This window comes from Desulfomicrobium apsheronum, assembly GCF_900114115.1.
In the GTDB taxonomy this organism is placed as follows: domain Bacteria; phylum Desulfobacterota; class Desulfovibrionia; order Desulfovibrionales; family Desulfomicrobiaceae; genus Desulfomicrobium; species Desulfomicrobium apsheronum.
This window is the reverse complement of the sequence record NZ_FORX01000002.1, coordinates 128,991-155,442: the sequence shown is the minus strand read 5'-3', so window position 1 is coordinate 155,442 and position 26,452 is coordinate 128,991. Positions and strand designations below refer to the sequence as shown.

The 26,452-nt window shown below is 49.9% G+C and carries 18 protein-coding genes; all 18 read right to left on the bottom strand.

Annotated elements, in window-relative coordinates; translation table 11 throughout:
* Window positions 1-8: 8 nt before the first annotated feature.
* The 18 genes from BMZ40_RS02820 to BMZ40_RS19855 all read right to left on the bottom strand — a co-directional run bounded on the left by BMZ40_RS02820 (window position 9) and on the right by BMZ40_RS19855 (window position 26,435).
* Window positions 9-1,820 carry an HD-GYP domain-containing protein gene (locus tag BMZ40_RS02820; protein ID WP_092372618.1) on the bottom strand — a complete coding sequence of 604 codons (1,812 nt, stop codon included), beginning with the start codon at window positions 1,818-1,820 and terminating at the stop codon, window positions 9-11.
* A 440-nt stretch (window positions 1,821-2,260) separates the two neighbouring features.
* Window positions 2,261-2,671, bottom strand: a complete 411-nt coding sequence (locus BMZ40_RS02815) for a response regulator (protein ID WP_092372617.1) — start codon at window positions 2,669-2,671, stop codon at window positions 2,261-2,263.
* A 261-nt stretch (window positions 2,672-2,932) separates the two neighbouring features.
* Window positions 2,933-4,654 carry a sigma-54 dependent transcriptional regulator gene (locus BMZ40_RS02810; RefSeq protein ID WP_092372616.1) on the bottom strand — a complete coding sequence of 574 codons (1,722 nt, stop codon included), beginning with the start codon at window positions 4,652-4,654 and terminating at the stop codon, window positions 2,933-2,935.
* Window positions 4,651-6,423, bottom strand: coding sequence for a PAS domain-containing sensor histidine kinase (locus BMZ40_RS02805; RefSeq protein WP_092372615.1), 1,773 nt, complete (start codon window positions 6,421-6,423; stop codon window positions 4,651-4,653). Before BMZ40_RS02805 ends, BMZ40_RS02810 begins: the two co-directional genes overlap by 4 nt.
* A 303-nt stretch (window positions 6,424-6,726) precedes the next feature.
* Window positions 6,727-8,097 (bottom strand): PEP-CTERM-box response regulator transcription factor, encoded by a 1,371-nt coding sequence (prsR, locus tag BMZ40_RS02800; protein ID WP_092372614.1) that lies wholly within the window; start codon window positions 8,095-8,097, stop codon window positions 6,727-6,729.
* A gap of 127 nt (window positions 8,098-8,224) precedes the next feature.
* Complete coding sequence (prsK, locus tag BMZ40_RS02795) at window positions 8,225-10,279, bottom strand: XrtA/PEP-CTERM system histidine kinase PrsK (RefSeq protein ID WP_092372613.1); 2,055 nt, start codon at window positions 10,277-10,279, stop codon at window positions 8,225-8,227.
* A gap of 14 nt (window positions 10,280-10,293) precedes the next feature.
* Window positions 10,294-12,393, bottom strand: a complete 2,100-nt coding sequence (locus tag BMZ40_RS02790) for a hypothetical protein (protein WP_092372612.1) — start codon at window positions 12,391-12,393, stop codon at window positions 10,294-10,296.
* Between the two features lie 19 nt (window positions 12,394-12,412).
* Window positions 12,413-13,045: an exosortase C-terminal domain/associated protein EpsI gene (locus BMZ40_RS02785; RefSeq protein ID WP_092372611.1), complete on the bottom strand. Its 633-nt coding sequence runs from the start codon at window positions 13,043-13,045 to the stop codon at window positions 12,413-12,415.
* Window positions 13,042-13,875: an exosortase A gene (gene xrtA, locus BMZ40_RS02780; RefSeq protein WP_092372610.1), complete on the bottom strand. Its 834-nt coding sequence runs from the start codon at window positions 13,873-13,875 to the stop codon at window positions 13,042-13,044. Before xrtA ends, BMZ40_RS02785 begins: the two co-directional genes overlap by 4 nt.
* 132 nt (window positions 13,876-14,007) lie before the next feature.
* The gene (locus BMZ40_RS02775; protein ID WP_281243770.1) at window positions 14,008-14,478 is read right to left on the bottom strand and encodes a YdcF family protein; all 471 of its coding nucleotides are present in this window, start codon (window positions 14,476-14,478) and stop codon (window positions 14,008-14,010) included.
* Window positions 14,479-14,662: 184 nt separating this feature from the next.
* Entirely contained in the window at window positions 14,663-15,817 is a 1,155-nt protein-coding gene (wecB, locus tag BMZ40_RS02770) for a non-hydrolyzing UDP-N-acetylglucosamine 2-epimerase (RefSeq protein WP_245751013.1), read from the bottom strand.
* Window positions 15,818-15,820: 3 nt separating this feature from the next.
* Complete coding sequence (locus tag BMZ40_RS02765) at window positions 15,821-17,464, bottom strand: asparagine synthetase B family protein (protein ID WP_177192989.1); 1,644 nt, start codon at window positions 17,462-17,464, stop codon at window positions 15,821-15,823.
* A 55-nt stretch (window positions 17,465-17,519) separates the two neighbouring features.
* On the bottom strand, window positions 17,520-19,040 hold the full coding sequence (locus tag BMZ40_RS02760; RefSeq protein WP_092372607.1) for an asparagine synthetase B family protein: 1,521 nt from the start codon (window positions 19,038-19,040) through the stop codon (window positions 17,520-17,522).
* Window positions 19,041-19,075: 35 nt separating this feature from the next.
* Complete coding sequence (locus BMZ40_RS02755) at window positions 19,076-20,539, bottom strand: lipopolysaccharide biosynthesis protein (RefSeq protein WP_143075517.1); 1,464 nt, start codon at window positions 20,537-20,539, stop codon at window positions 19,076-19,078.
* A gap of 17 nt (window positions 20,540-20,556) precedes the next feature.
* Window positions 20,557-22,698 carry a hypothetical protein gene (locus BMZ40_RS19065; protein WP_143075516.1) on the bottom strand — a complete coding sequence of 714 codons (2,142 nt, stop codon included), beginning with the start codon at window positions 22,696-22,698 and terminating at the stop codon, window positions 20,557-20,559.
* A gap of 125 nt (window positions 22,699-22,823) precedes the next feature.
* Window positions 22,824-23,999, bottom strand: a complete 1,176-nt coding sequence (locus BMZ40_RS02745) for a polysaccharide deacetylase family protein (RefSeq protein WP_092372604.1) — start codon at window positions 23,997-23,999, stop codon at window positions 22,824-22,826.
* Entirely contained in the window at window positions 23,999-25,330 is a 1,332-nt protein-coding gene (locus BMZ40_RS02740; protein WP_092372603.1) for a phenylacetate--CoA ligase family protein, read from the bottom strand. Before BMZ40_RS02740 ends, BMZ40_RS02745 begins: the two co-directional genes overlap by 1 nt.
* Window positions 25,323-26,435, bottom strand: a complete 1,113-nt coding sequence (locus BMZ40_RS19855) for a glycosyltransferase (protein WP_092372602.1) — start codon at window positions 26,433-26,435, stop codon at window positions 25,323-25,325. The genes BMZ40_RS02740 and BMZ40_RS19855 overlap by 8 nt, the downstream gene beginning before the upstream one ends.
* Between the last annotated feature and the right edge of the window lie 17 nt (window positions 26,436-26,452).

The following is a 26,452-nucleotide window of genomic DNA, read 5'->3' as shown; positions in this document are numbered from 1 at the left end:
CGCCCACCCTACTTCTGCCCAGGACACTCCACCTTCGTCGAAATATCTATTTCCGTCGGCCCGGCCGCCGCGTCCGAAAGGCGGTACCTGATGGCTTCGATCTCGTCCAGATTCTCGAAGAAGAGGTCAACGATCCTGGGGTCAAACATGCCACCGCGCTCGCGCCGGATAAACTCCAGCACTTTTTCCCTGGGCCAGGCCTTCTTGTAGACGCGGTCCAGAGACAGGGCGTCATAGACGTCGGCCAAGGCGCAGATGCGGGCCGGGAGGCTGATCTCCTCGCCCTTGAGGCCGCAGGGGTAGCCCGTGCCGTCCCATCGCTCGTGGTGCTGCAGGGCGATGTTGCGGGCTTCGGCCATGAGCCTGCGGTCCGAGGTGTGCAGGATGCGCTGGCCGATGACGGTGTGATGTTTGATGCTCTCGAACTCGTCGTCGTCGAGCTTGCCGGGCTTGTTGAGGATGGCGTCGGGGATGCCGATCTTGCCGATGTCGTGCATGGGCGCGGCGGCTTCCAGCAGCAGGATGTCCTCCTCGGGGAGGCCATACTTCTCGCCCAGCAGAGCCGAATAGGCGGCCACCCTGCGCACGTGGTAGGCCGTCTCCTGGGAACGCGTCTCGATGACCTCGCCCAGGGTGGAGAGCAGTTCGCGCTGGGTCTCGATCATCTCGCGGTTGAGATTCATGATCTCGCGGTTGCCGTGGTTGATCCTGCGCTGCTTGAGCACGTTCATGACCAGCAGCGCGATGATCACGCCCAGAATGGCGATGACCGCCAAGGCCGAAAGAATGGCCGAGCGGTGCTGTTCAAAGTACGACAGGGGGCGATTCAGCACCAGCGCATCCACGGGCAGCAGGGACAGGGAGATGCCGAAGCGCTCCAGGGCGGCATGGTCGTAGGTGTGCCGATTCACGCCCGCGAGCCCGCTGTATGCGACCGGCGGATTCTTTCCGGCCAGGCGGTCCAACAGGGTACGGGCGGCCTTCTGCCCGTGCCCGAAGGCGCTGGTCACGCAGCCGCCGACAACGCCTGAAACGAGCTGAAAATCCCAGGCCGCGTACACCGGCACGGGGGAGACGGCGGCCACGGCCCGCGGGATCTCCTCGGCCGTGAAGACCTGCCCCGCCGCGTCCTGGAAATAGACCAGCAGATACAGAAGCTCCCCGTGCACGCGCTCTGCCGCGAATCGGACGAGCCCGTCCCGGGTCATGGGCGGCACGACCTCGATCTCCACCTGTCCGGCCAGCTCGCGGGTCTGCTCCAGGAATTCCCGCAGGATGGATTTGCCCGTGAGGGTGCCGTCGATCATGACGTAGACCTTGCGCGTGCCCGGGTTCTGCCGCAGGGCCGCGTTCAGGGTTTCGAGGTGCGCCAGGCTCTCGATGATGATGTTCATGTCCCGGGCCCCCGGCGGGACGGACTTGAGGTCGTTGATGCCGCAGGCCGCCATGGGCGTGCCGGGGAACAGCTCTTCGCGGTGCATGGCCACGAAGTCCAGGGCGTGGTCGTCGGTCAGGATGACCCCGTCGAAGCGGTCCCGGCCGTACTTCTCCCGAAAAAGCTCCAGCAGCCGGGCATGGTACTCGGGCGAGTCGTGGTGCTTGGCGTCCATGTACTCCACGCGCCAGCGCGCCCGCACATCTGGGGCGTCGAGGACCGAGACGATCCCGGCGTGCATGTCCCTGGTCCAGGAATAGTCGGCGGCGTAGGAATGGATCACCAACACCACGGGCCTGCCAGCCTCGAAGGCGCAGGCATCCGGCTGCGGATGGAAGAATGCCAGGACGGCGAAGAGAGGAATCAGGGCAAGAAGAAGCTTCATGATTCCCTTAGTAGCATCTCTTGCGCGCAGGGGGAAGAAGCGGGATGAAACTGGAGAGCGCAGCGCCCTGTTTTTCGCTACCGGCAAGAAAAGACAGGGCTCGTGTCGAACAAAAAGTGTAAAAAAATAAAGATACCACTGTAAAATTTTATGAACTCCCGTGAAGAAGGGGATTCATGATTTCTTAACCACCTGAAAAAAATTGATTTTGCGCCATTACCCGACATGGCCCGCCGACCCATGCTGGGCACACGTTCGCGGAAATGACACTCAGATTCTTTCGCGACTTATTGCAATGTCGTCATTAACGAGGTCACTGCGAAAATTCGTCCCCCCCTTGAAGAAGGGGGTTCATGCCTTTTAACTAACTGAAAAGAATTGACTTCCGACTTCTCAAGAATGACACTCAGGTTCTTTCGAGACTTTTTGCAGTGTCGTCATTAAGCACAAATCTCATTGTTTTTAATATTCTTTTTACGCAAAGATATTTTTTTCTGTATTATATTGCTCACTGAAGAAATAAGTTCACCCTGTCGTATTGGCTTTATGATATAATCCGCAGCATGCATTTTGAAGCTCATATCAATTGTTTCAAGTGTTGGATAAGCCGTCATTATTATCACCTGAGTTTCAACTTCGTTTCGATTAATTTTTTTCAAAACATCTAATCCACATCCATCGCTTAAAATAATATCAACAATTATAAGGTCATAAACTGTATCTTTCATTTTAGACAGTGATTCCAATAAATTTTTTGACGTGCAGACATGGTTTCCTTTATCGGCAAGAAATTTATAGAATGTGAATCGAATTGATTCTTCGTCATCAATGACAAGTATGTTTGCATTCATGGCTATTTCAAACGAAAATTCATGAAGATATTCTTGTAAAAAATATTGTCGTAACACAAAGCCCGGGTCCGCATTCGCGCCCGTACTGCCTGGAAACCACCAAACAAAGATAATACAATATTCATACCAACAGAACGATGCCGACAGAATATTTTCATTTTTGTAAAATAATTGAACTTTTTGATAAAAAATGGATACGGGGAGAAAAATGGCAAGAAAAGCGTGTTGCGTGCAACAAAATCGTTGCAGCTAAAAATGGTGTCATTGACGCAACAGTTTTGCATCCGAAGCTTCTCGGACAAGACCATATCTCTTGATTTTGCGGTACAGGGTCACCCGGTCTATCCCAAGCAGCCGCGCAGCTTTCGCCTTGTTCCAGTCGGTGTTGTTCAGGGCCGCAAGAACCACGCCCGCATCGTCACTCTGAGCCTCGGGGCGGGAGCGTCGCACTCCTGCCAGCTTCATGAAATCCGTGGGCAAATCGTCATACGTGATGACGCTCTTGTTACAAAGGACAAAGGCATGCTCCATGGTATGCTCAAGCTCGCGCACGTTGCCTGGCCATGAATATCTGAGGAAAGCCTGAAAAACATCGGATGACACGGATTTGATGTTCTTTTTGAACTTCGCGTTGAACCGTTCACAAAAATGATCGACAAGGAGGGGGATATCCCCAGTCCGGGTGCGCAAAGGAGGCAGCTTGATCTCGACCACTTTAAGCCGGTAATAGAGGTCCTCCCGCAGAATTCCCTGGCTGACCTGCTCCAGGAGGTTCTTGTTTGTCGCCGCGATGACTCGCACATTGGCCTTCACGGTCGCGGAGCTTCCAACCCGTTCAAACTCCCGCTCTTCCAGGACGCGCAAAAGTTTGAGCTGCACCATCGGCGAGAGGTCCCCAATTTCGTCAAAAAAGATTGTTCCGCCATTTGCTTTCTGAAAGCGCCCTTCGCTGTCCTTGATCGCGCCCGTGAACGCCCCCTTGACGTGACCGAAGAGTTCACTCTCAAGCAGGCTCTCGGGCAAGGCCGAGCAGTTCACCTTGACCAGGGGCTTATCGCTGAGATCTCCGGCCATGTGCAGGGCTTCGGCGACAAGCTCCTTGCCCGTGCCGCTTTCGCCGGTGATAAGGACCGTGGTCTGAACTCCGGCCAGCGTTTTTATCAGGGCGTAGACCTTCTGCATCGGCTCGCTCTTGCCGATGATGCGGTGAAACTGCCCGTACTCCCTCAGCTTCATTTCCAGATTGGACACATGCGTGTCGTCACGCAGCATCATCACCACTCCGGTGGATTGCCCCTGGGTGTTGAGCAGCGGATAGATCCGCGCGCTGACCACTTTGCGGACTCCATTCGCCGCACTGCACTCGACGCGATCCTCTTCGCGGGGCTGGCCGCTCGTCAGCGCTTCCGCCAGAATCGTCTCGAACCTGTTGTCGGTCGTTCGCGGCAGCAAGCTGACTGGGTTGCCGATGTCGGTCTGGGAAAACCCGCACATTTCGCTGGCCGCCTCGTTGAATTCGATCAGCACGGACTCGTTGTTGACAGAAAGGATAGCCTCCCTGACGCTTCTGAAGATCGCTTCAAGGTTTGAGCGGTATCTCTCCTTCTCATCGTTGGCGGCTTTGTAAGACAAGGCCAGGCGGGCGGCGTTCAAGAGCGCCTCCTGCTTGACGGGCTTTGGAATGTAATCGAAGGCCCCCAGATGAATGGCTTCGGTCACGGTCTCGATACCCGGATCGCCGGTGATCATGATCACCGGACAGCCCAGCCCCCTGGCCTTGATCTCGCGCAGGATGTCGATTCCCGTGCCGTCTTCGAGAAATATGTCCACAAACACGACATCAAAGCCTTCCCCGGAAATTTTGGACAAGGCCTCGCTGCAACTCGCGGTGGTCACGACAGCGTGCCCCGCAGCACGCAAAAATCGTGAAAGCGTGAATCTGATCGACTCTTCGTCATCGAGAATCAGAATTTTTCCGATCACTTACATATTCCTTCATCTTTTTGATGAACCGGCAAATCGATTATAACGCGGGTAAACTCCCCCTCTTCACTCTCAAACCGCAGATGCCCCCCGTGATCATTGATGATCTTCTGCGTAATGCTGAGCCCAAGCCCGGTCCCCTTGCCAAAAGGCTTGGTGGAAAAAAAAGGTTTAGTCAGAAACGAGAACTTTTCGGCCGATATCCCTCCGCCCTGATCCAGAAACGCCACCCGTACAAAAGGGCAACCCTCGACCATGACGGATTCGCCGGAGATCGCGAGACATTTGTTCTTGTGCCACCCCGGATACTTTTCGTTCAATGCATAGCGCGCATTGCTGATGATGTTTATGAACCCCTGCTGAACCTGTTGCAGATTTGCCGTGACCTTAGGGAGGCTTTCAGGGAAGTCGAGAACAAGCTGAATGCCGTCCTTGCGAATCTGGGCCTGGGTCAGGGCCAAGGTTTCCTCCAGAATGGCCGCAACCTGCGTCGCTCTTTTTTCCTTTCGTCTTTCGTGCGCATAGGAAAGGAGGGATTTGACCAGACGGCCGATACGCTCTCCCTCTTTCAGTATGCGCCCCCCCAGATCGCGCTCCATGCTCTCGGGGCCGCATTCGTTGACCAGTATTTGCCCGTAATTGATGATGCCATTTACCGGGTTGTTTATTTCATGCGCGACACTTGCTGCCAGCTCCCCAAGCGACAAAAGATGACATGCATACTGAGCATCCTCCTGAATCGCCATTTTACCCGTAACATCAAACACCAGCAGAAGAACACTGATTACATCATTGTTTTCCTTAACAGGAAACGCACGTATATCCAATACAGATTCACCATGCGTAACAATGCAAGACTTTTTTTCTCCGGTATTAAAGCAATCGATAATAGCAGATTTTTCATAAATCACCGAACAATTACCCATAAAATCATTGCAATATCTCAAAACATTGTCGGATATATTTGAATTTATTCCAAACTCATTAATTATATTCGACCACAAAACTTTCATGTCTGGAGAAACAACAATTACAGTTCCACTAATGCCACTCAATACACCGTGAAACTGCTGCAATAATATTTGAAATTTATTCTCGAAATCTTCAGGAAAATCTGAATTTAGATGATATTTTTCATCAACTCCACAATACGAAACATCACTTGACACTTTCTGACTGGCTATGTCGGCAATGTCTGTAAAAGGAGACATGTAAAAATCTATATGACCACTATTTGAAGGCTTGACGCTGTCTATTTTAACCCGGAAATCCTGCATGTTCTTCCGCCTTAGCATCAAATCGCAACTCTGTCGCTCTCCTGTTTTGAAAACGAGATCAAGATATACCCTGAATTTTTCCATATCCTGTGAGGCTACACGCTGCCCAAAAGACGAATTGATCAGCGCGTCTCTTTCCATGCCCAATTGACTTATCGCCCAAGGGTTTGCCTCCCGGACGCGGCCCTGCTCGTCCAGGCTGATAAAGCCTTGGGGCGAAAAATTATAAAAATCTGAATAGACCGCCAATTTATTTTCAAGGTTGTCCAGAGCCCTTCGAAGTTCTTCGTTTTGCATCAACAACGCGCTCTGCTGCGCTTTGAGTTCATTCAGCACTCTAGCATCTGAACTGTCGGCTTCATGAATCAGGTGGGAGAAACACTCATCCCTGCCCACCGTTTCCCTGCTGTTCAACTCAAAGAGGTGATCTTGCTTCGCATACCGTTTTGTCATGCCAACACTCTCATTATATTCCTTCTTTACATCAAACATGAAACCATCAGAAATCGTAACTGATCAGCATACGTCGGCATACCAACGATCACGCCAAGACAATCCCGGGAATATTATTTCACAACATCCTGATTATAGCAAAAAAATAAAAAATCCAACTGAGCTGTCGAAAAATGAGTTACAACCTGATCCATCACGCACACCATCACCGAGATATATGATGAGCCATTTTTAAAAAGTCAGTATCACTCCTTTGAATACTTGTCCCAGAAAAAAAAATTCTATGAATCATCCCAACTTCACAAAAATATTCCTTTTTGTTACAAGGCATTGCAACATCTTCTAATTGCTAATCTCGTGCTTTTTCAAAAGGTCGTACATGGTTGGACGGCTGATCCCGAGCGCTTCGGAAGCCTTGACGATGTTGCCCTCGTGCTTGGCCAGGGCCGCCAGAACCATCTTCTTCTCAAGCATGGCGCGGGCTTCCTTCAGAGTTTTGTCCGTCAGGCCGAGACCGTCCAGGGCGTAGTCACTCTCCCCGAAGCCCAGCTCCTCGGCCGTGAGCAGGGTCGAGTCCGCGAGCAGCACCGCGCGACGCAGCTTGTTTTCAAGCTCACGGATGTTGCCGGGCCAGCCGTAGGTGTTGAGACAGGACAGGGCATCAGGCGTGAACCCGGCCAGGGTCTTGCCCAGGTCGCGAGCGATGCGATCCAGAAAATATTCGGCCAGAATGCGCACGTCATCTTCACGCTCCCGCAGGGGAGGAAGATGGATATTGACCACGCCGATACGGTAATACAGATCTTCCCGAAAACGCCCCTGAGCGATGGCCGCGGCGATATCGATATTCGTGGCCGCGATGATGCGCACATTGACGGGGATGTCCTTCCTGCCCCCGACTCGCTGAATGACCATCTCCTGCAGGAATCTGAGCAGCTTGACCTGCAGGTTGACGGGCAACTCCCCTATCTCGTCCAGAAAGAGGGTCCCGTCGCTGGCATACTCGACCTTGCCCCTGACCATGGAGGCCGCGCCGGTGAAGGCCCCCCTTTCGTGCCCGAAAAGCTCGGACTCGATCAGGTTCTCGGGGATTGCGCCGCAGTTTATGCAGATCATGGGGCCATGCCTGCGCAGGCTCTTGGAATGAATGGCCCTGGCCACCAGTTCCTTGCCCGTCCCGCTCTCGCCGGAAATGAGGATCGGCACGTCCGAAGTGGCAACCTTGTCGATAAGGCCGAGCACCCCGCGCATGGCCGCGCATGCGCCCACAATTCCGCAGTTGTCTTTGAGCTCGCTGGCAGCTTCATCCTGCTGAACCACGCTCTCCCGCTCAATGGCATGCAAATGGAATGCGCGGCGGATGATGACTCGCAGCTCGTCCAGATCAATGGGCTTGCGGAAAAAATCAAAGGCCCCGAGCTTGATTGCCTGCAAGGCATTCTCGCGCTCATCGTTGCCGGTGACGACAATGATCTTGGCTGAAGGCTCAAGCTTGAGCATCTCCACCAGCCCCCTGAACCCCTCTTCCGAAGACTCGACATGCGGCGGCAGGCCCAAGTCCAGGGTCACGACACCGGGGTGAAGTTTACGAAAGATCGCCAGCGCCTCGTCGACATTGGCGGCCAGGTGGAGATTGTAAGATTCCGAGGTAAGGCCCCACTTGAGCTGGGTCAGGACGTCCTCGTTATCATCAACGATAAGCAAATGTTCCAATTATTGACCCCACTCGCTGAAAATTTTCTGCCGCAAAACATCTCAGGCTACGGCAGAAAAAAAGAAGTTTACGAAAAAATTAACACACACCAGCAACGCAAGTCCATACTTCCTGTCCAAAAATTATTCACAAACCCTGTCTGTCACCAATACATACAATAAATTCAGAGCCCTCATCCGGCGCACTGCGCACTTCGATGCGCCCGCCGTGGGCCTCCACGATCTGTTTGCATTGATACAGCCCGATACCCATGCCCTTGGCCTTGGTGGACTTGAAAGGCTCGAAGAGCCCGCCCGCCATGAACTCCTTGGCAATGCCCACGCCATGGTCCGTCACCCTTACAAACGGTTCGGGCTCATCCCCTACCGTGACGGATACGGATTGACCCGCCGTGGACGCCTCCAGTGCGTTGAGGCAAAGATTCAGGATCACCTTGCCCATCTCCGCGCTGTCAATCATCACCCGCACGTCCGGACCCTGGAAATCAAGGCGTTCCTGCGGCAAAGGCCGGGTGGCTTCCCTTGCCAGGGACAAAAGGCCCACGGGCTCGCGCCTCAGGGTGTGACGGTCGGGGAGACCTTTAAGTTGCGAGATGAGGATCTTCATCTTGCCAACCGTGCTTCCCAGAGAATCAACCATGTCCTTCTGAAATTCGGGATTGCCGATATGTTTTTGCGCGTTGTCGGCCATGAGCGAGAGCGTATAGACATGATTCTTCAGATCATGAAGCACAAAGGCCGAGACCTTGCCCATGATCTCCATCTCCCTCGACCTGGCCAACTGGTCCAGCAGACGCATGTTCAAAAGGGCCGAAGAGATATGCCGGGCCATGGTGTCCATCAGTTCGAAATCTTCCTCGTCGTACTCCTCCTGTGGATTGATGGGCCGGCCCAGAAGTACAAACCCGTCCAGCACGTCTTCGCGGAAAATGGGAATGGCGAAGCCGGCCCGCGCGAGCCAGGGCGAAGAGTCGTCCACATCCGCCGCGCGCAGCACGGAACGCCGGGATTCAAGCTCCGTCACAAGAGCCGAGTCTTCCCCGAAACCACCTTCGTGAGGGTCCATCTCCACCAGGCTGGCGGGCAGGTAAAGCTTGCGGTCATGATCGAAGAGAAAGAGCCCCGCCCCCACGATACCGAAGGTTTCGCAGCAGGCCGACAATGCCGCCTGCTGCAGTTCGTTTTGGGTGCGGGCCGAGGCCAGGTGCTGAGTGAACTGCACCCACTGGATGCGATAATCATACTTTTCACCATAAAAGTGCATCTGCAGAAAAAGGCGGATCTTGCGGCGCACCGTGTCCGAAAGAAAAACGACCAGAAGACCGAGCCCGGCCAGAAAGCTGACCACCAGCAGCACGGCGCGGCCCAGATCGTCCCCGAAAAGGCGCGCACCCTCCCCGAGCAGGCCGAGCCCGACCAGATACAGACCGGCCGCGACCAGGACCACGGACTTGAATGCCAGCCGCCTCGAAAAACTGATCCGTACTTCGGGGCCGCGCCGCAGGTCCGAAAACCACATCATGGCCGTGCCCAGAAGCAAGGCCAGGGAGCGCAGGCCCGCCAGGCTCATGTCGATGGAACGATGCAGGAGGCTCTGGCTGTAATAGAGGATCAAGGCGGCCAGAATGCTCACGGCCCCCAGAAGAATGAATTTGATCTTCCAGCGCCGGTGATGCACGGCCGCCGCCAGGGTGGCCTCGATGTTGAGCAGGGCCGCGACGCAGCACACCGCAAAACCGATATAGAAATAAAAACTGCCGGGAAGGAGAAAAAGAAGGCCTTCGGTCGCGAAATCCGGGGCAAAATAGGCACCCTGCGCAGCCAGATACCCGGCCCAGGGCAGCATGAGGCAGGACAGGAGGATCAGCGCGCGCTGCGTTCCGGGCAACCTGCCTTCTTCGTAGTTGCGGGCAAAAAGGGCGGTGAACCAGACCCAGGCCGGCCCCAGGGCTCCTTCCACCAGCAGTCCGGCCATACGCCAGGCCTGCACCGATTCGGGGTACAGGAGCGTCAAGAGATCGAGCGCTTCCAGTCCGGCAGACAGCAACAGCGCCAGGGCCAGGGCTCCCGAAGCCCGCGACCGATCGGCGCGCATGACGCCAAGCAGCATGCGCGCGGCAAATCCCACGGCCAGGATGACGGCGCACAGGGTTGTCAGAAAGGAAACGAAGGAAGGGGTCATTAAAGCTACTCCAGCTACTCCAGATTGCCCACAAGCGTTGCCGTATCGCCAAAAGGATCCATCAATTCCAGCCGCCACTGTTCCCCCTTGCGCACTTCCCGCTTGGGAACGAACACGCAGGGCCTGGAGGCAAAGCGTTTGAAGACATGCTTTGCCCCGTTTTCCTCGGCTGCAACGCGGCCAAGGCGCATCTGGGCCAGGCGGGGTTCATGAGCGCTCGACCCCAAATCCGCCATGACCAGATATCCCTTGCCGCGTTCAGCATCGCGCGCCTGCGCCACGCGCACGTTTTTGTCCCAGGTCAGGCCGGTCAGACCGCCCGGCTTTTGCGGTTCAGGCGGCAAGCGGTACAGAGGGTCGCCCACAAAACTGGTGATCCAGCCCATATGAACCTGATTGCTGAGCAGAATCTCGCCCACAGGGCGACCTTCACGCAGGGCCGGATAAAAAACCGCTTCGTCCCAAAAACTGTGGCTGTGAATGTGGGGCGTCTTGCGCGGGTCGACGCGAGCCGACCCGGCCGTCATCGTCACCCCTTGCCTCAAGAATTCGTAAAATCGCGAATCCTTCATGTTCCAGCCCTGATTCGACTGGACAAAAGTCGCAATCCCTCCGGGAAGGAAGACAGGGCTTGAGTTGAAGAATCCGCTCCCCGGGGCAAGCTTGAAAAGGTCAAGCCGGACCCAGCCTTTGGGGTGCTGGAACAAATGCCTGTATCCCAGCTCCCAAAACGGCTTGGCCGGAGTCCGGGCATCGATCTTTCCAACGCGTTCCGGAGTTTCTAAAAGAGGCACATCCGAAAGCATGCCCATTTCCGGGCCTGCATGCCTGGATGCATAGACGCCCCGGTCCACCAGTTCCATGGCTTCAAGAGGTGTCTGTCCGTCGATGCGCATGGCGAAAAAGAGGTGGCGATCCGGGCGCAGGGCTCGCTGCGCGGATGTGAACCGTGGCGAACCCAGCCCGGCCTTGTTCCCGCCTTTGCGGTAGGCCGCCGGGTGCACGAATGGATTGATATCCGCCCCCTGAAGCGGCATGGACATTCGCGTGCGAAGCAGGATGTTCGTGAAAGCGCTTTTGTCCGAGGCCGGAGCAAAACGCATCGGCTGGACCTCGTCGCGGTGCAGGCTCTCGAAATCGTAGTACATGAGCTGGAGTCTCTGGCACAGATCGATCTCGGAGCCATAGTCGCGCAGATGCAAGCCGACCCCGGTGGCAATGCCGTACGGGGCCGAGACGGTTCGAGGCAGTCCATGACACACGACAAAATACAGGACATGATCCTTGAGCAGGGTTCCGTCAGGCCGGGCATTGGAGGGGTCCTCCAGAAACGCCTTGATCGGAGCCTCCACAAGATCCAGGTAATTTTGGTCGTCGCGAATGCCATCAAGACCCGTGGCGCTCCATGACGCCTGCCGGATATCCCTGTACTCGGCGCTCCACTCGTGAACATCGCCCTGAGCGTCCGCGCATCTGGCCGTGGCCGTAAACGCCCCCTCCATGAGGAGCCCGCCCAGGGCCCTGATTCGCCAGTCCCCGTCTTGCCGGACCCGCACCTTGTCGGGATGAAGGCTTGCGCCGTTCTCGACCAGTTTGAAGCGTGCGCGGCTCGACCTCTCGTCGGACTCGATTTCAAGTCCGAGGGTGCCGAGGTTCCACGGGACTTCGGTCTTGGGCAAGACCACCTCCACCATGCGACTGTCGCGCATCTCGCAGCCGCTTTCGAAACGTTTGGAATTGCGGGACCGATACAGAACACCGCAACCGTTGTCCGTGCTGCGCTCCTCAAGATGATCGCCGGAGAGTGCGTTTCTTGATGACCGGCCACCCGTCAGCCCCAGCAGATAGGGCCTCTCCCCGGTGACCGGATCGGTATGCATCCGCGCATAGTGCTCGGCGACCGCCAGGGAATCCTGCGTCGCGGAGATCAGGGGGTGCCGCTCGCGCCAATCCGCATTGTAAAGGACGAGGACCTGCGAAGGCGATACGCCCGCCGGGGCCTCGGCACTTGCCAAGCCATTGTGGAATGTGAGCGCGCACAGGAAATAAAGGAGCGCGGCAAACAGGCGATATGTGATTCCGGGCACGGCAGGCCTCGGCATGTCCATGTTCATGAGTCCCCCCCACAAATTTCTAGTTTGGCAAAAAATCGCGAATGACCGGATAGAAATCCCGCAGAAAACCTTCGATCCGTCGCTCCGCCTCCTCCTGGGCGCCATCGCCTTGCACGGAAATTCTCATGAAGCTCTGGTCCCGGCGACGGTGGAACATGGAGCCTGAAATCTCGGCAATCTTCAGGGAGAACTCGTCCGACATGGTCTTTCCGCGCATGGCGAACCAGTAGTAGATGACCTCCCGGTTGTTGCCCATGGCGTACACGGCCCGGACCAGATTCACCGCTTCCCCACCCAGATCCAACGTCGCGTGCCTGGAGGACAGTTCCGTCCAGCCGCCGCCAGGCAGGCAATGCTTGGGCGAGTGTATCCTGCCCGAATCGGGTCCGCCGTCGAAAAAACTCAGGTACATATCGACGCTCGATCCGTCCTCCCTGGCATAGCGCCGGGAGAGATAATCCGTCGGCATCAGCACCTTCACGACGTTTTCGCTTAAGTTTGCCTGCCCGATCATGCGCCAGCCCGCATGGCTGGCCGGAAATTCCTCGAAGGGGCGCCCCGGGGGCACTTCGAGATCGCGATGAAACGCCATGTACGTTCCGGCCCCGGCCAAAAGAAGCATGATGAAAAGAAAACGGAAGCGAATATTCATGACCACCTCTTGAGTGCCGCGCCCAGGGCCACGAACATGACCACAGCTGCGAAAAAGACGAAAAATCCCGCGAATTCATGAAAAAAGCCCTCGGCTGCCGCCGCCCCGAAATATTGGGCCAGAACCCCTGTGGCGATGACCCGCAGGCAGTTGGTGAAAACCGCGATGGGCAGGGTCGAGGCGATGAGCACCACCCGGTCCCGGACCGAGGAGTGCAGCACGAATGCGTAGGCCGTGCCCAGGGCCAGAAGGGACATGATGGAGCGCAGTCCGCTGCAGGCATCCGCCACCTCAAGGGTGATGTTTGGGAACATGAGGATGTTGCCTTCCTGCCAGATAACGATGCCCATGGCCTTGAGGGCCAGGACCGAGACCTTGGTCACAAAGAGTTTCAGGGGAAAGGCGGCGGCGTCATAGATGATGTAGGGAATCGGGATCATGAGCAGCAGATAGATCAGAGGGGCAAGGAGAATCGTAAATATCCTCCATCCCAGGATATAAAGCACGGAACCGGCGATGATGACCACCAGGGAGGCGCGCATGGTGAAGTATTCCGTCGACAGCCAGCCGAAAAGAAGCATGGCCAGCCCGAAGAGGATGAGGAGCAGGCCGGATTCGGCGGGTCTCACCTCTGCCGCCAGGAGATCTTCCCGCCGCATGTACGCCAGATACCCGGCAATGAAAGGCACGAGAAATCCATGCGAATAATTGTCGTCGGCAGCCCACTGCCGGATCATGGGGACGACGATGGGCCAGTAGACGACCCCAGCGGCAACGGCCAGGAAAACGCCCCAGATGATCAGATTTTTTTGATTCTTCAAGAGTTCCATCCAGCCCCCTCGTCTGATTGATCACGTTCTCAAACCCCAGCTACTCCCAGACCTCGTCCAAAGCCTCCCGGTGCGGGCTTCGTCCGGCCAGGCTGCGCATCTTGCGCACTGCGCCTGGCTGGCGACACGGCATCAATACCTCAAGCGGTAGTACACGTACTTCAGAAATTCGAGATACGTGACCTGTACGCGACGCCACCATGACTGTGAGAGATCCGGAACAGGACAAATCCCGATCTGGGTCCCCTCCCCTTCAAAGACAAGCCCAAAGGTCCAGAGAGTTCTGCGAGTATGGTAGTCCGTGGTGACCACAAGCAGGCTGCGGATCTCAGGATGGGCTCGAACGTAATCCAGCGTATTCAAGGCGTCGTGAATGGTGCCGCTGGCCGTGTAGCTCAGTGAAACTATCGCGTCCTCAGGGACTCCCATTTCAAGCAGATCTTCCCTTGCCCATTCGACCAGATAGAGATTCCTGTCGTATTTCGTGGACCAGCCGGCAAATATGCCATCGTTGGTCAGCAGGACCCTTTGCGCAACACCCTCCTTATACAATGCCGCAACGGATGGTAGTCTCACATCACGCCCTCCCGCCATGACGACCATGACGTCCGCTTTGGGCAACGGTTCAGAAACAACAAGCACATACTCAAGAACTGCTGACAGCATCAGCACGAACGCAACGACCAGAACCGATGTCAGCATAAAAAGGCTACTCGGACGCCTCGGCCTCAAATCGTCTGAAGTATGCATCTGTCTCCTGCTGTGAGTTCCAGAAGTCCTGGCTGTCTCACTTCCGTAACAACTCCTCAACGCACCTCACAGCTGCCTTGCCATCCCACAAATCTGGTCGCTGCGGGCTCCTATCAAGCTCCAGCGTAATTAAAAATTCATTACGAATCCGTTCCACATTGTTTCCTACCAGCACGCTGGCGCCTCCGTGTTCTTTCAGAGTCACCGGTCGTTCAGTATTCCAACGCAGGGTCAGGCATGGGGTACCCAGAACACAGCACTCCTCCTGCAAGCCGCCGCTGTCAGTCAGCATGACGGTCGCCTGCATGTTCAGACGCAACATCTCATGATAGCCTATGGGATGCAGCAGAACCAGGTTCGAGCAGGACATCGCTTTTGACCATAGGCCGAAGGTCTGCAACATCTTCCGAGTGCGAGGGTGGATGGGCCAGATGACAGGCATTCGGACAGCGACCTCGTCGGTCAGAAAGTTCAGAATAGGCTCCAGAATCTCCTTCTGATCCACATTGGAAGGACGATGCATGGTCAGGAGGGCGTAGCTGCCATTCAAAGCCGGACAGTCCGCCCCGGGCATTAGAAGGTTTTCACGAAGAATGGCCGACGGATCAAGGTTGGCGGCTTTTTCGCGGTTGGCCTCCAGGGTATCGATCATAATGTTGCCCACGAAACCTATTTTCTCATCGAGCACGCCCTCCCGACGAAGATTTTCGTTCGAGAGGCGGTCTGGCGTCAGGAGCAGATCGCTCAAGCGGTCGGTGACCAGGCGGTTGATCTCTTCGGGCATGGTTATGTCGCCACTGCGCAAGCCCGCCTCGATGTGGCAAACCTTGATACACAACTTCTTGGCCGTAACCGAGCAAGCGAGGGTGGCGTTGACGTCCCCTACCACCACGACCCAGTCGGGGCGCTCCTGCAGAAGTACCTTCTCGAAGGCAATCATGGTTTGGCCAACCTGCTCGGCATGAGTGCCGGATCCGATCTCCAGGTTGATATCCGGATCCGGAATAGACAAACTGCGAAAGAAGCCCTCGGACATGCGCATGTCATAGTGCTGGCCGGTGTGGACGAGGATGTGCCTGACAGGCTTGTCCGGGTGAAGTGCGTTGTGACCCTCAATGGCCTTCACAAAGGGGGCGATTTTCATGAAGTTGGGCCGCGCACCCACCACTGAAATAATTTTGATCGGTATCATCCATCACCCGTTGAGCAAAAAATTGTCAAATGAACGTAAAAAATTTCCTTGATGAATCTTTCGCCAAATCCTCCAATAAAAAAAAATATGCAGTGCAATTGGGGAAATGACCTCACCTTGCATTAATTTTGTGACAAATTGATGATTCAACATCCGATCATTATTGAAATCAGCGTTAACAAAATCTAAAAAAGAAGACTTAGTGAAAGAATATTTATTGAAATTCAAACCAAGCAAACTCATTAAACGAGGATACCTCCGCAAACAATTAAATACATTATTTGCTGCGCACAATATGTCGAATGAATAATTGAATTTATTATAACGAACTAAATTAGAACCATGAGCGAAAGGAAGATGCAATGCTTCAGGAATATATTTTGATAAAAATTTAAAATATAATTTGTTTTTCATTTTATCTTCATAATTAAATCCCATTGCACAATTTATGTAATCTCTAGTCGCTCCAAGAGTCAATATTTGGGCATTTTGTTGAAAAATCTTGAATGGATTAGGAGCTATCCTATTTCGCATCCTGTTTTGAAAATTGAAAAGGGTTACTCCTTCGCTATCATCAGAGTAGTTAGAGACCTCATTATGCAAGGCGTCTTGAAAAGATTGCCACATTTGTTCAGCAACGCCTTTTGCGAAAACTTGGCGAGCGGCATCCCATATTGGGTCTTCATATTTTTTCATTCTTGAAGAAAAATATATTTGAAAGCCGCCTTTATTACCTTTTAAACTACCGCCAGGAATAATTCCATCCCATACCGTTCCCTGTGGAACATACTGTGCAACTTGGGATATGAATAAATAAAGGCTTGCTATCTCTGAGTCAGAAGAAAAAAGATAATCAAGATATGCCTTACTTGAGAAATAGTCTTTTTGAGGAGTATGAAAATCATATGGGATATTTAATTGTCGGGCTAAAGCCTTTGCCAATCTTGCGTCTGCGTCAAAGTTTTCGTCATAATGGCTGACGATTACGCCTCGAAACGGACATGATTTTCTCTTCAGCAAACAGGCAATGAGTCGAGAATCGAATCCTCCACTCATTAACAGGAAATGCTCCGCATTTGCGACAGATATTGCTTTATCAATACTATCAACCATAGATTCATAAAGGATATCAATAGATTTTTTAGCGCTGACACAAGAAAAACTCCAATACTGACGAGTTGATATATTTTTAGAGTCGAGATCAACGACTATAACACTGGCTGGAGGAACGCGTTTTACATTTGAAGTAAGCGTAGAGTTTCCAATCGTATAACCTAATGACAAAAAACTGCCCCAACCAACTGGATCATAATCACAATCAAAAAATTTAGTATGACTACTAAAATAAATGTTTAAACCATCTGTCATCCAATATAAGGGTTGAAAACCAAGAAAATCTGTACAAACAACAAATTTACGCGAACTCTTATCCAAATAGAAAATGTTAAATATTCCTTCGTATGCTGAAAATTCTTTTACCGCATTATCCCATGATGAAGGGATGGTGACTGGCCTAGGGAGAGGCGCGCCAGAATAAAAAAGTGAGTTATCGTCACCAACTATATCTTTTTGATAACTCGAAACGACTGAAAGATCGCCAAAATTAAAGCTAAATTCTGGATACTTCGAAGCATTCGCATGCTTCATATACAAATTGCTCGCGGATACATTTCCGATTGATATCAATAAATGGTTCATATTATCACATCTTATTTTTATTAGAAATTTCTAACAATTTTAAAACATAAATATTAACCTTCATGATATAAAAATAAACAGAATAATATGACTTCAACAATAGTGCCTTCAAAGAGCGCAACAGGATAAAATTGTATTTTATTGCGTGATCAAATTTTTGATTTTTAAAAACTAAAAATAAATTTTTTATTACATTTTGAAAAACATACATGAATGGAATTTTTTTCTCTCTGCTAATCGATGAATAGAGAATATGATTAAAATTTGGAAACGCGTAAGATATTGCCATAGTATGAAACGACTTATCTAATACATATTCAACTGGCAAAGAAATCAAAAAATCATACACTGACGCATCTAAGTAAGGAAAAAAAACATGCTTTTTATGACCTAAAACTAAAATGGGGTTAAGAGATATGCTTCTCCGTGTTCTATTCCAAAAATAAAACTGACCGACTGGATTAGGATACTCGGAATACTTTTTAAATTCGTCAATCAATGTAATCATCGCAACTTCTCTGCTTACTTTTGCGTATAACGACGAAGAAAGCATATCAGGGTAATATCCTTCCGAACCCAATATTTCGTTTGCGAGTGCATCATAATTTTTTGAAATAAAATAATCTGTATTTGTATTATTTAAAAATGAACTTTGAGATAGAACATCCCCTGCAAGCCCATCAAATATAAAATCTAAATTCTGCGTATCAAGATAATCCCTTAGTGTAACAAACAGACCGTGGTCAAATGTTGAATAACCTGTTAGTTCGTTTTTTTTTATTTCTGCATCATAACAAGACATATTTTGAATTATTTCAACATGCTTTAGCCCACTTAGAGCACAAATATTTTGCGCTACCAATACTTCTTGTTCGTACTTCCTAGAAATATCATCTACTGTGATACAAAAGTTTGGACGACAACCTGCTTTAAGAAGTGAAAGAAGAATATGACGAGAATCTTTACCACCAGACAATGGAACAACTACATTTTTTTCGGCAACCTGAGCGAATCGATCCATCGAATTTTGAAATATCGTAGCATAATGTTTGATCGCGCTATCTCTATCTAATTGGCAAATTTGAACATTAATTTTGCTTTCTTCTATATTCAATCCATTCTTATCAAAAGCATAACGAGAAAAAGGACGAACCCTTTTGATATTACAAAAAGCAGTTGAATCACCAATATAATTTCCAAGTCGCAAAAAAACTGACAACGCCTGATAATCAATATCTGATGCCGAATATCGCTCAACCAAATTTTGGACTGAAGATGAAAACCCTAAATCCGAACCATCGAAATAATAGTAAAACGGCATGATGCCATATCGATCTGCAACCAACTCTAATCGTCCATTTTCAAAATCCCACTGAATAAATGCACCGTCAGCGTGAATGCCCGAATTGATTTTATAACCCCAAAACCACTTGCGCTGTCCTTGAATTTTAATACCGGCATCGGTCTTGGTCGCAAAAACCTCTGCTGGAAAATTTGATCCGAGTATAATTTTATTATCATTCATATAAAAAAGACTAAATTATTAATAAAACTTTATTTTTATATTTTAAAATTACGCAAAACACTGAATTTATCTATCAGATAAGATTCTGCACCAACAGGTTTATTACTAATTTTCCATAAAAACAAAACTGTTAAAGAATAAACAACAACACCTAATCCAATTTTTATAATAATATTATAAAATGGCAAAAAATTTAGATAATTATTTAAAATAGACAACGTTAACCACAATACAGCAATTCCAAATATTGGTCGAAATGTATTCAACAACAAATCACTGACTTGAACATGAGGAAATACATGCATAGCAAGACTAAATGCAAGTATAATCCCAAACATAGAAACAAATAACCGTGTTTTAGCGATAATGATTGCGTCACTTCCATTAAAAAAGGTAAAAACAAGTATGGCAAAAATAATAACCTGGGCATAAACAAACAGCACATTCAGCCTCAAATATCCGAGTGAAATCATGAGGAATCCGCTAGTACTTATCAGAGCACTAAAAATGCCTCCCCAGGCTAAAACCTGGATATACGGAATGGCTTCAATCCACTTAGCTCCTAGTAGCAACGGCACAAGATCGTTTGCGACAAGCGCCAAACCTGCCGCAGCTGGCATGGCCACCAGCGTTTGAAGACCTTGAGCCAGTAGAAACACTCGTTTTAATTCTACAGGGTCGTCTTGCAGTTTCGAAAAGGCAGGAAACAAGACGCGATTAAATGGTGCAAGAAGTTCGTTGGTGGGCATCGCAGCAATATCACTGCCCAAAGAATAAGCACCGAGAGTTGCTGAAGGCGCCCAATGCCCCACCATAATCTTATGCAAATTTGTCTGAAAGTATTGCCCAATATTTTTTAATAACATCCAATTAGATACCATAAATATTTCACTAAACTTGTTAATAGAAAGTGATGGGCGCATTGGTCTAAAAAAATAACTTAATATTACTCCAGAAATTGCAGTTGATATAGATCCTATAACTAAAGCCCAATATGATTTAAAAATATAAGCAAAAAATATAGTAACAATAAACCCAAATATCCTATTAATTGAGAGAAAATAAAATTCTTGATTGAATCTCATTTCTTTTTGCAAAGCTATAAGCCCAATATTCTGAAATGAATTTATAAAAGGGATAAAAGACAAAATAACTAAAACCAATTTAGATCTTTCATCTTGAAAATAATCAGAAATAAACGGGCTAAAAATAAGCAAAAGAAAAGTAATTAATGAAGACTGAATTAATTTTATAGTCCATGCTGTATTATAATGATCTTGTGTAACATTTTTATTTTGAATTAACGCAACATGCACCCCCAGGTCCAAAAAAACTCTCGCCATGCCTACTGATAGTGTCACAATAGCGACTACTCCGTAGTCTTCTGGAGATAACAGCCTGGCCAAAATTATTGTACTCAGGAACCCAACAAAGCGATCAAACCAGCGAGTACTGACAGTAAAAAAAGTCCCTCTAAATATACTTTTATTATTACTCATTTTATTTTGAAACTTATTCAATACGTTGAAGATTTCTTCATCAGTATTGCACCTTCTCCAGCTCTCAAAGAAATTTCTGATATACCTTGACCTATTGCACCATCAGCATAAAGCGGATAATACACCCCATCTAAATATATAGGACTTGAATAATTGTTGAAATATTCTGAACTTGTATTGTAACCAGCTGTCCTTAATAAAATAATCGCTTTTGTATAATCACGTCTCCATATCTCTGGTCCACCACCAATCATTTCACTTTTTTTCCAGCTCAAATCATAATTACCAGAATTATGTCCAGAAGGATCGGGTTGACCTATATCTACATTCATCGCAGGAAAAAACCAACTCCATTTATATACTTCGTCTATGCTAAAGTTTTTATCTACTGATTGATGAGATACTCCGATAATTCTAATCTTTTCGCCGACGTTATGATGAAAACGAACAAGGTCATTTGTTTGAAGTGTTTGATTGTCATTTTTTTTTACTTTAAAGATATCGTCTCCGATGCGAATACGCATTCCAAAATATGGATAGGACTTAAGTTCAGAAAAATCTTCTCCCTGGATCAATACCGAGTCACCTTTGCTCGATAAATCAAGTTCGTTGATTAATTTTGTTTCTTTTAAATAACAAAACACTTCATCTGAAACGTCATAACGAAAAGCACCATGCGAATAATAACCAAAAACTGTATTGTCATTCATTCCTATATAATGCTTCGCAAGACAGGCGATAGGCCCTCTATTACCTCTATCGAAAAAAAATCCTTGTTTCGCCCAATCTATAGTATCATTGTATAAAAAAACACCTTTAATATTTTTAGTATTGTTCTCTGGTAAAAAATCATCATATGACAACAAATTTCTTTTAGAATTCTTAGATATAACTATATTTTGTGGGCTAGATGGCTGCCTGGCATAAGAATGAAATTCGTATAATGCCCAATCTCCTTTTTCAATAAAAGATCTTCTCCAAGGGTATGGGTTGGCACCGACCCAATGATTGGGAAATTTTTCTTTAATTTTATTGACAATATACTCATATCTTTTTTCTGAAAATAATTCCCAATCTCCATTTGCATCTGAAAATAACTCTGGATCAGATAAGTTTATTCCAGTCCTCAGCTTTCCATTTGCTGTATCAAACATCAAAGTGTTAATTTTATTTTTATTTTTTTCTAAATATTCAATTGCTTTAGAAGCAACATAATCCGCAGCCATTAGAGTTCCATCTTGAGAAGTATTGACAGGATGGTAAAATATATAATTTGCACCCCAATACCCTGTAGCTCGGGCTTGGTGTCTGAAACGAGCAGTTGAATTACTTGTCGGATTAGGATTGTATGCGACTAGAGTTCCAGAATTATGTATTTTTTGGTTAGATTCATCCCATCCACGACAGAGATCACCATTCATCCAATCATCGCCTTTAACTTGAACGACTTTTGGAGATTTTATAAATGATTCAAGATTAAATCTTACCCACCATTTTTTATAAATGCCTTCCTCTTGAATGTTTAGCCGAGACCAATTCGACGGAGGTACAAAACTAATAATCCCATTCGTAGACAAATTTTCAGTTTCATCATTTACGCTCAATATTTTCCAACTGGAACCATCCCAATATTCCCACTGCCCTTCATAGCCAGAACTTCCTTCAGAAAGCACAATATTTACTCGGTCAAATGGATCTTCATGTCCTATATAAAATGTGGTATCAAATTTATTTACTTTCTTAATATCATAAACATTTGACGAAATATCTTTTTCAGACATTAATACTGTATATTTATCCATATTTTTCCATTTCTTTCGACATGGATAATCAACTTTCATATGGACCAACATGTCTTCAAAATTCCAATTTTTAGATTCACTATATAATTTTACATCAGGAATTGAATCCGTATACGTCCCTATTATTTTTTGATAACCTGACACTTTGATCTTATCATTATCATTATCATTTAAATCAGTTCCTCCTCCAATCAAAAAATCAAATGTTTTCATGTTCCATTTTCGCACAGAATTTTGCAATTCTTGATCAGAAATATAACTCGTACCGTAAGGCAAAGATGCTATTTGTAACGCATATGAATTTGTATTAAATAGCAATATAATTAAAAAATAAAATATTACATTATCAATTTTCATAACTCACCGTATTGGAAATTTTTAAATTATCAAAATTTCAACACAAAATAAAATCGACACACAACGCAAACCAGTATGTTTCGGATATTCCAGAGCTCTCTTCACGTTAACAAACGCAACACGGGCTATCCGACACCCCAGACCATTTTGAAAAGTTTCAAGCACCTCCTCACCAGTCGATTTGATCGACTCCCTTGGTATTCACGCAGGAAATGGCAGAGGTACCTCCCGTTCGTATACTCAACCCGCCCCTTGCGCACCACGTGAGGACATCCGATCCGCTTCATCCTGACGTGGCCTTTATCCATATACGGAACTCCCCGTTTGTGCTCCCCCGAAGACAGTGTCGTGGCCAGATAGTACTGCTTGGAAATATCCACCGAGCCAGGCTCGTACCCCCCTCCTGGCCAGCAGAGCAGATTCACCTCCTTGGAAAGGCAGGATTCCAGTATTCTTTTCGATTCGCCCAATTCCCAGTGCAATCGCCGACGGTATTCGTCTTCGGATTCGGTAGATTCGTGCAGTCGGTTGCCAGACCTGAATTCACCGGCAAGGGCATGGAGCTTGGACTTCCAATCGGGCTGATCGAAGAATGCGGGCCCGCTGGAAGCGACATGCGCTTCCAGATGCCTGGACAGCCGTTCGTCTGGATAGAACCGCCGGATCTCCAGGGACTTTCCGTGTGCATAGACCGGGCTGCCCATTCGCGACGGACGCAATGCAGGGTCAGCGCTCAGGTACGCCCACTTCTCTTCCGGCTTTTCATTCCAGTCCATCCAGACATATGGATCCCCGGGATGGCGATAATCGACGATCTCCGGCCCGCTGAAATACCAGGTGTGCGTCATGGCGTGGGACTGAATATCCATGACACCTTCCTGCTCCATGGCTCGCATCTCGGCCCACGATAAAAAACCGTGGGGTGTCAGCTCTTCGATTCCCATCCGGCCCTCCCAGACATCATCAAGATTCGGACGCGGGTCCGGGGCGGGGTCGACGAACTCCGGGTTAACGAAGATCGTCCCCTTGAAGCCGTATTTCCTGAGAATGGGGTAGGCAAAAACCCAATTATCGAGATAGCCGTCATCGAAGTGCAGGAAGACGCAACGCTCCGGGAGTTCAGCGCCGAAGCGGACATGGGCGTAATACTCCCTGAAATCTATCGGGACGAAACCCTTGCTCCGAAGACAGCGTATATGGTCCTCGAAAAGCCCATACGGTATAGTCAAGAAGTCCCAGATCCAGTCCTTCTTCGGTATTCCCACGGAATGGTACATGACGACGGGAATGTTGTGTTGCATCACGACCTCACGTCCGAAATAAAGATACGGTGCTTGCCGCCGACGGTCTGCGGGAACGAATCGACGTAGTTCACCCGGAGCGCGACCCTGGGAACAGATAAGCCCGCGAGGTTTGTGTTGATGGCCTCGATTTTTACCCTGTCGTCCTCATCGAACGCGGTCGTGCGGATGACGTTCAGATCGATATTCACGAGATCCCGCTGGTGGAACTGAAAATTCCTGATGCCCCGTATGCCGGCCACCTGCCTGACCAGCAGTGTCCCGTGTAATACCTGCCCGCCCTCGCAGACGAACCGGTCGTAGAGACGCCCTATGCCCATCCGCATGAGAGGGAAACCTCTTCCGCATGCACAGACAGAATTCAGCGGCTGCGCATAATCTCCAATCTCATAACGCAAAAATGGCATCGCATAACTATTTAATGGCGTGACGACGACCTTCTTCGTCTCTCCTTGAGCTTCAGGATCATCTACGAACTCGACATACGATGAATGCGTCAAAAGATGCATACCACCATGCGCACACTCCGAGGCTATCCCAGGGCATTCCCTACTCCCATACTGATCATTGACTTTGCAGTGAAACGCTTTTTCCAAAATATTTCTGTGGTCATCAAGCAACTGCTCGGCAGAAGTAAGAATTCCTTTCACATTCTTCAAGCGCACATTATTATTTACTATATGATGCGCAAAATCTGAAATGACTGATGGGTATCCGTAAATGAACGCATTACTTGATCTTCGTATTGCTGCAATCCACGAGTTAAAAATATCTTCATTATATTTGTATGCATTCAGAATGACGCTAGTTGACAGAATCTCTCTGATTTTTCCAAACACAGACCTCTTTTTGGAGAAGTCTCTCGGATTCCCCCAGATGGAAAACACACGCTCGCCTTCGCGCCATCCCGCCATCTTCAAACCTAGCATCAGATTCGCGCACATCTGCTCGTAGACGCCCATCTCCTGGAAGAACTGCAGTGGTTCGCCGGTCGAGCCACCTGTGGAGTTGCCATGCAGCGCGTTAACATCGAAACGTGAAGAAATCAGCGCATTCCGGTTGCGCTTGATGATGTCTTTTGTCAGGCAGGGCAGCTTCGCATAATCGGCGCGGGACTTGATCTCGTCGGGGTGCGCACCCGCGTGCATGAACATTTCACGATAGTACGGGACCGTTTTGTAGGCATGCTGCAGCAGCGCCCTCAGTCTATCGAACTGGTCGGCCTCGAGTTCCTCTCGCGAATGCCACTGAAGGCCCTCGTACTCCTTCAGATACGCATACCGTCTGGAGCCCCGAACCCTCGCTGCAAATCTCTGCACAAGGCTACGCACGCGCACCTCCGACTGATGCAAAAAGACGAATGTAGTTGTCGACCATTGCCTGATCGCTGAAATTTTCGCAGGCTTTGCGCCCGGCACACTTCCCCAGTCGAGAACGACCTTCCGGGTCCCGTACAAGGGCAAGCATCGCGGCGGCCAAGGCGGCAGAGTCTTCGGGCGGAACGACGATCCCGTCCACGCCGTCGTCAATAATCTCCCTGACGCCGCCGACGTCCGTGGCCACCACCGGTCTGCCACAAGCCATGGCCTCGATGACGGAAACAGGAAAACCCTCCCGGCGCGAAGGCAAGACAAAGATGTCCATACCTGCGAGCAACTGCGGGATGTTGCTGCGCTTGCCCGTCATCTCGACGGCATCCTCCAGCCCGAGAGTGGACACCAGAGACTCGACCTCCTGCCTCAATTCACCGTCGCCCACGAGCTTCAGGCGGACGTCCGGCACTTCCTCGTGAACCGTGGCGAAGGCGCGCAGCAGGTTCCCGTGATCTTTGGCTTCGGTCAGCCTGGCCACGGTTCCGATGACCACGCCGTCGTTGTGCCGGATGCGCTCATAAGCGGAATGCGCGAACCGGGACAGGTCGATCCCGTTGGGTATCACCTCGATCCGGTCAGGCCTGAGGCCGACGACATCGATCATGAAGGCACGCAAGTTTTCCGACACGCAGACCATCTTTCCGAACAGACGGCCATGTAGATTGGCCATGCGTCGCAGCCTCGCGTGCTTGCTCAGGGAGTGCTTGGCGTGTTCGGTGTAGACTACCGCAACACCGGCCAGCAATGCGGCGGGCATGACGTACTGAAGGAGATAGGCACCATGCACCTGCGCCACGGCAACCCCTTCCAGGCGGAAAAGACGGTAAAGCTCCGCCACCGTCCGCACTTTGCCCAACCGGCGCGCATCCAACGAAAAAGCGCTGACGCCCCGCTGCGAAGCGACATCGGACAGCGGCCCCATGGAACCGAACATGCCGCACAGACTCACGGAAAAACGCTTATCCTCGCGCAGCAGCGAGGAGACGTTGAGGGCCAGGCTTTCAGCGCCTCCGAATTCGAGGGCGAAAATGACCTGCATGACATGCGTTGTGGCTGAACTCATGATTCCTTCCTGTTCGC